At 35.4% G+C, this 6974-nt stretch carries 6 protein-coding genes; 5 read left to right on the top strand and 1 reads right to left on the bottom strand.

Features of this window, described 5'->3' with window-relative positions; genetic code table 11:
• Positions 1-298: 298 nt before the first annotated feature.
• Entirely contained in the window at positions 299-763 is a 465-nt protein-coding gene (locus NK356_RS11225; RefSeq protein ID WP_034699021.1) for a DUF1573 domain-containing protein, read from the bottom strand.
• A gap of 128 nt (positions 764-891) precedes the next feature.
• Here NK356_RS11225 and NK356_RS11220 point away from each other — a divergent pair, with 128 nt between their 5' ends.
• The 5 genes from NK356_RS11220 to NK356_RS11200 all read left to right on the top strand — a co-directional run bounded on the left by NK356_RS11220 (position 892) and on the right by NK356_RS11200 (position 6765).
• Positions 892-3507, top strand: a complete 2616-nt coding sequence (locus NK356_RS11220) for a valine--tRNA ligase (protein WP_034699024.1) — start codon at positions 892-894, stop codon at positions 3505-3507.
• 86 nt (positions 3508-3593) lie between these two features.
• Entirely contained in the window at positions 3594-4229 is a 636-nt protein-coding gene (locus tag NK356_RS11215; protein WP_034699027.1) for a DUF4241 domain-containing protein, read from the top strand.
• Positions 4230-4296: 67 nt separating this feature from the next.
• Positions 4297-5187: a ribokinase gene (locus NK356_RS11210; RefSeq protein ID WP_034699029.1), complete on the top strand. Its 891-nt coding sequence runs from the start codon at positions 4297-4299 to the stop codon at positions 5185-5187.
• Positions 5188-5278: 91 nt separating this feature from the next.
• Positions 5279-6124 carry an alpha/beta hydrolase gene (locus NK356_RS11205; protein ID WP_034699032.1) on the top strand — a complete coding sequence of 282 codons (846 nt, stop codon included), beginning with the start codon at positions 5279-5281 and terminating at the stop codon, positions 6122-6124.
• Positions 6121-6765, top strand: coding sequence for an HD domain-containing protein (locus tag NK356_RS11200; RefSeq protein ID WP_253316993.1), 645 nt, complete (start codon positions 6121-6123; stop codon positions 6763-6765). Before NK356_RS11205 ends, NK356_RS11200 begins: the two co-directional genes overlap by 4 nt.
• Positions 6766-6974 lie beyond the last annotated feature (209 nt).

Below are 6974 nucleotides of genomic sequence, written 5' to 3'. Positions count from 1 at the left end.
AAGTAAAAAGATTAAAGTAAAAAGATTAAAGTAAAAAGATTAAAGTAAAAAGATTAAAGTAAAAAGATTAAAGTAAAAAGATTAAAGTAAAGATGCTATTAAAATTCAATAGGGGTGGGCTTTAGCCCAGCCATTTTAAAAAAATCCAAAGGCTTCAGCCAAAACCTAAATAATATATTGGATAAACGTCAATACATTTACTGCCATCTATTACCTATCATCTGCCACCTAACCAAACATAAATGTAATAAAAAAACCGCCTCATTGGAGACGGTTCTTTTATTTTTTTGAGTAGAGATTACTTCGCAGCAGCCTTTTTTGCAAGTTTTGCAGCTTTTTTCTCAGCTTTAGCAGCTTCTTTCTGTTCAGCAGGAGTCAATACTTTTGGCTCAGGAGCGTTAGCATCTACGTTACCTTTGATGTAGATTACACTTCTGCTGTTTGCAGGGTCATTAGAGAAAACCTCAATCATTTTGTTGAAAGGGCCAGGGATCGCTGTGTTGTATCCAACTTTGATCTTAGCAGACTTTCCAGGCATGATAGGATCTTGGCTGAATTCAGGAGTCGTACATCCACAAGAAGGTTTTACATTTGAAAGAATCAAAGGCTTATCCCCTGAGTTCGTTACAGTAAAGAATCTTGTACCATCAGCACTAGGCTTAATAGTTCCGTAATCGAAAGTCGTTTTATCAAATGTAATAGTTTGTGCAGATGCAAGAGCAAATGTCCCGAATAGTGCAATTCCTGCAATTAATTTTTTCATATTCTTGAATGTTAATACGTTTGTTAGATAAATTTTGTGAAACAAAGTTAAAAATTATTTTAATTCATGCTTAAAAATTTTTTTCTTTAGACTATTTTTGCAAATTGCAAGCCAAAGAAATAGAATTTATGCAGATTTCAGAAAAGTACAATCCACAGGAAACAGAACAAAAATGGTACAATTACTGGTTGGAAAACAAATTTTTCCACTCAGAACCTAATGACAAACCACCATATACCATAGTCATTCCTCCACCAAACGTGACGGGGATACTACACATGGGACATATGTTGAACAATACCATTCAAGATGTTCTGGTCCGTCGTGCAAGAATGCGCGGGTTTAATGCTTGTTGGATTCCGGGAACAGATCATGCTTCAATTGCTACTGAAGCTAAAGTTGTTGCTAAACTGAAATCTGAAGGAGTCAATAAGTCAGATATTACCCGTGAGGAGTTTTTAACCCATGCATGGGACTGGACCAATAAATATGGCGGTACTATCCTTGAGCAGTTGAAAAAACTGGGATGTTCTTGCGACTGGGACAGAACCCGTTTTACATTGGAAGATAAACTTTCTCAGCAGGTTATCAAAAGTTTCGTAGACCTTTATAATAAAGGACTGATCTACAGAGGTTATAGAATGGTCAACTGGGATCCGGAAGCGAAAACCAATATCTCTGACGAAGAAGTAATCTTTAAAGAACAAAACGGAAAATTATATTTCCTTAAATATAAGATTGAAGGTTCAGAAGAGTTCCTTTCAGTTGCTACTACGCGTCCTGAAACTATTTTTGGGGATACGGCCGTATGTATCAATCCGAATGATGAAAGATATGCACACCTAAAAGGTAAAAATGTAATCGTACCGATCGTTGACAGAGTGATTCCGATTATTGAAGATGAATATGTTGATATTGAATTCGGAACCGGAGCTTTGAAAATTACTCCTGCTCACGATATCAATGACTACGAAATCGGACAGAAACATCAATTGAAAATGATTGATGCTTTGGATGATGACGGAAATCTTAACGAGCATGGTTTACATTACGCAGGGAAAAACAGATTTGACGTAAGAAAGCAGATCGCTAAAGAACTTGAAGAGAAAGATCTTTTGTTGAAAGCAGAAGATTACGTAAATAAAGTAGGAACTTCTGAGAGAACAGGTGCTGTTATTGAACCTAAAGTTTCAGTACAATGGTTCCTTAAAATGTCTGAAATTGCTAAGCCTGCTTTGGATGTAGTAATGGATGATGAGGTTAAGTTCTATCCTGAAAAATTTAAAAATACCTATAAGCACTGGATGGAGAACATCCGTGACTGGAATATTTCCCGTCAGCTTTGGTGGGGACAGCAGATTCCAGCCTATTATTATGGAGAAGGAGAGAATGATTTCGTAGTAGCTGAAACTAAAGAGGAAGCTTTAGAACTGGCAAAACAAAAAACAGGAAATTCAGATCTGACTGTAGAAAACCTTAGACAAGACGACGATGCATTGGATACATGGTTCTCATCATGGTTATGGCCAATGTCTGTATTTGACGGATTACTTGATCCTGAAAATAAAGATATCAACTATTACTATCCAACATCTGATCTGGTAACAGGTCCGGATATTATTTTCTTCTGGGTTGCCAGAATGATTATGGCCGGATTGGAATACAGAAAAGAAGTTCCGTTCAAGAATGTTTATTTTACAGGGATTGTAAGAGATAAGCAGAGAAGAAAGATGTCAAAATCTCTTGGAAACTCTCCAGACCCTCTTGAATTAATGGATAAATATGGAGCAGATGGAGTACGTGTAGGTATTCTATTGAGTTCTGCGGCGGGTAATGACCTTCTTTTTGATGAAGATTTAATGCTTCAGGGAAGAAATTTCATGACGAAGATCTGGAGTGCATTCCGTCTGATCAATATGTGGAAGCATGAAGATAAACCAGCTATCGCTACGGATCACCAGGCTATTGAATGGTTTGAAAATAAATTAGACAAAACAATCGTTGAGATTAATGATCAATTCGAGAAATTCAGAATTTCTGATGCATTGCATTTGATCTATAAATTAATTTGGGATGATTTTTGTGGTTGGTATCTTGAAGCCATCAAGCCTAACTATGGAGAAGGAATTTCTAAAGAGGTATATAATAAAACCATCTATTTCTTTGAAGAATTGATGAAGCTGCTTCATCCGTTCATGCCTTTCCAATCTGAAGAGATCTGGCAGTTGATTTCTGAAAGAAGCATTGATGAAGCGCTTGTTATTGCTCAGCAGAAGAATGCGGATAGCTTTAATGAAGAAGTCATTAAAAACTTTGAAATCACAGCTGAATTGATTTCAGGAGTTAGAAACTACCGTCAGACAAAAGGTATTTCACCAAGAGAAGCTGCTGAAATATTTACTAATGCATCTGAATTTGCTAATGAAGCGATAGTAAGAAAATTAGCTAATATTTCTGAAATTCATTTTGGACAGAAAACAGATAAGCCAAGCTTTACTTTCCTGGTAGGAGCTACTGAAGTTTCTATCCCATTAAGTGAAAACTTAGATTTAGGAGAAGAAAAGGTTAAAACTGAAGAAGAAGTAAAATATTTAAAAGGATTCTTAGTTTCAGTAGAAAAGAAGCTATCCAATGAAAAATTTGTTGCCAATGCAAAACCTGAAATCGTAGAGGTGGAGCGTCGAAAACAAAAAGATGCTTTGGATAAGATTGCGATCCTTGAAGAGAAACTGAAAAGTTTATAAAGTATAGACAATAAATTTTGTCAAAATCTCAGGCTGGATACACATCAATAATTGTATCCAGCCTGATGGTTTAAAGAATAAATACAATGACACATATAGAAAACATACAAAAACTATTCTCGAAAGACTTTGTTGAAAGTCCGTTGCTTGAAAGTTTTGAAGTAGGAAAGATTTATCTTTCAAGCGGGAAACTGGTCGCTTGTGATCCTTTGATTACAAATGATATGCTTCCTTTCACTACAGAATTTCCGAAGGGAGATTTCTCAGTAATGCTTCACAAAGAAAGAGATAGCAATTGTGTTGCTTATGCCGAAATTATATTCAATAATTCTGAAATTAAAGAATGGAAAATGGCTACCACAGCAGGACAGAAAATAAAAGATCTTGAGGAAGGAGAAGTTTTTGGATATCCTGTAGAAAGTGGGATGGGATGTCTGATGGATGTAGATACCCAAAACAGTCTTAATGAACTGGAACAAAGATTATATCAAAATAAAGGAGGTGATTTTATGGGAATCTATGAAGAATTTTTCCATGACTATTTCTTTGATGAAAACGGAGCAATAGATCAATACGCTTTTCTTAAACCGGCAAAAGAACATCCCGGAACTATCTTTGCTTTTGAAACCGGATATGGAGAAGGATTTTATGCCAGCTATATAGCTTACAACAAAGATCAACAGCCAGTGAAAATAATTACTGAATTTATTGAAATAAGTTAATTATAAATTAGTTATTTTTGAGACACAATTTTGTCAGTTATAAATTTTAAAGCTAATACAAAACACAATGAATTTCTCATCAGAACAACCTCGTATTATTGTTGTGGGCAGCTCATCGATAGATTTGGTTCTTGAAACCGAAAAACTTCCTTTGCCTAATGAAACCGTCTTAGCTATCAAATCAGATAGTTACTTTGGAGGTAAAGGTGCTAATCAGTCAGTAGGTACGGCCAGGTTGGGAGCCAGTGTATACTTTATTGGATGCGTTGGGATGGATCCTCTTGGACAACAGATCATGAGGAATCTGGTAAGCGAAAACGTAAATGTAGGATTTGTTCATGAAACAGATAAAGAAGCTACAGGAACTGCTTATGTAACAACTTCTCATGGAAATGCTGCTATTGTGGTAGTACCCGCAGCCAATAAGCATCTTAGTAAATCTCATATAGATGAGGCCGATAAATATTTTCATACCACAGATCTTGTGCTGGTACAGCTTGAAGTTTCTATGGATGTTGTAGAGCATACCGTTAGAAAAGCTAAGAAATATGGAAAGAAAGTAGGATTATATGCGTCTCCGGCAATGAGAGTCAATGAAGAAATTTTAGAAATGGTTGACTTTATTGTGGCTAAAAGTAATGAACTGTACGTTATTTTTGGGGAAGAGAAAAGAGAAGAAGTTCTTAAAAAATATTTCAATAAAGTATTTGTAAGAGATGATACCAACTCCACCATTTATTTTGATGGTACAGAAATGAAATATTACAGAAACGATAAGGACGAAAAAGTATATAAAATGGGGATGGGTGATGCATTTACATCAGGATTTGCCATTGCATTGTGCCATGGGAATTCTATCGAAGAGTGTGTGAAATTCGGAAATGAAGTTTCATCAAGAGTTTCCGGAGGCAAAGGATCTCAGACAGGACTTCCGAGAATTTCAGATTTCTTTTCTTAAAGCTATTTGCAACATATCAAAAGTTTGAAACTTAACATAAACATATAAGTAAAATGTCCACTTTTATAGTGGATTTTTTCTTTTTTATATTATGGAAAAACTAATATTGACCACCGAAGACCATATCACTCTCGTTGCCCATTTATTTAAGCCGGAAAGGGATAATGGGAAACTATTACTGATCAACTCAGCAACAGGGGTAAAGCAGCAGGTCTACTTTTCTTTTGCCAGCTACTTTTGCGAACAGGGATTTACAGTTATCACTTATGATTACAGAGGAATAGGACTTTCCAAACCGAAAAATATGAGAGGATTTCAGGGCTCTATGAGGCTTTGGGGTTCAAAAGATTATAAAACGGTGACTCAATATATCAAGTCAGAATTTAAAGAACTCAAAAAGTACTGTTTAGGTCATTCTGTAGGCGCACTCATTCTGGGAATGAATGAAGATTCAAACATTTTTGAAGAATTTGTTTTTGTAGGAACACAAAATGCCTTTGTAGGAAACCTTAAAGGGAGAACAAAAGTGGAAGCGTATTTAGGCTTTGGAATTGCCCAGCCATTAACAACTTCATTGCTAGGATATTTCCCCGCACATTGGTTTGGACTTGGAGAAAGTCTTCCAAAAAATTGCGCATATGACTGGAGAACCTTAATTTTAAACAAGAAATCAACCAACAAGCTGTTGGAAAAAATTGATGACTTTTCTAAAAATTTGACCCAGAAAGTATTTGTAATCCGGGCTGAAGATGATATATGGCTTACAGAAAAAGGAGTATTAAGCTTATTAAATAATACGTATTCAAATCTTAAACCTACTTACAGGCTGGTAGCTGCTTCAGAATCGGATAAAAATGAAATCGGGCATATCAATTTTTTTAGAAGCTACAACAGCAAACTATGGGATATTATTTTAAATGAACTGATAGATAAATGAAAAGTACGATTGACAACACAGTAGCATTTGTAAAAGAAAAATTAGAAGGAACAGAAGCTGGACATGACTGGTTCCATATTGAAAGAGTCTGGAAACTGGCTGCTCAGATAGCAGAAACAGAAGATTGTGACAAAGAGGTAGTAGAGTTGTCTGCACTTCTTCACGATATTGCCGATCCTAAATTTCATAACGGAGATGAAACCATTGCACCTAAAATAGCCAGAGCATTTCTTGAAGAGCAGAACGTGTCTGAAGAAATCATTCAGAAGGTTTTATTTGTGATCGAAAATATTTCGTTCAAAAACAGAGATCAGGCACCAGAAAATCCACCTATTGAACTTCAGATTGTTCAGGATGCCGATCGTATTGATGCCATAGGAGCTATAGGAATTGCCAGAACATTCAACTTTGGAGGTTTTAAAAATAATCTGATGTATCACCCGGATATGAAACCCAAATTAGGAATGTCGAAAGAAGAATATAAAAAATCTAACGGTACAACGATCAATCATTTCTATGAAAAGCTGCTGCTGCTAAAAGATATGATGAACACTGAAAAGGGAAAACAAATGGCCCAAGAAAGACACAATTATATGTTGAATTTTCTCGACCAGTTTTATAAAGAATGGAATGTAGAATAGGAAATATCATTAGAATGAATTGATTCTGATTCTGCCTGTCAAGAATTAACTATCCGAACAAATATTGTATACAACATTATTTGTTCGGATATTTTTATGAACCGATATACCGGGTCAACTCAAAGGAATATAAAATAGAAAACCAATTTTTAGTACTGGTTAAAATTAAAAATTAGCCTCAGATATGGATAAAATAGAGAGAAGAAGTA

The sequence above is a fragment of the Chryseobacterium sp. S0630 genome, assembly GCF_024158915.1.
Classification (GTDB): domain Bacteria; phylum Bacteroidota; class Bacteroidia; order Flavobacteriales; family Weeksellaceae; genus Chryseobacterium.
Note: the sequence above shows the minus strand (reverse complement) of the source record. Positions and strands in the feature narration are given on the sequence as shown.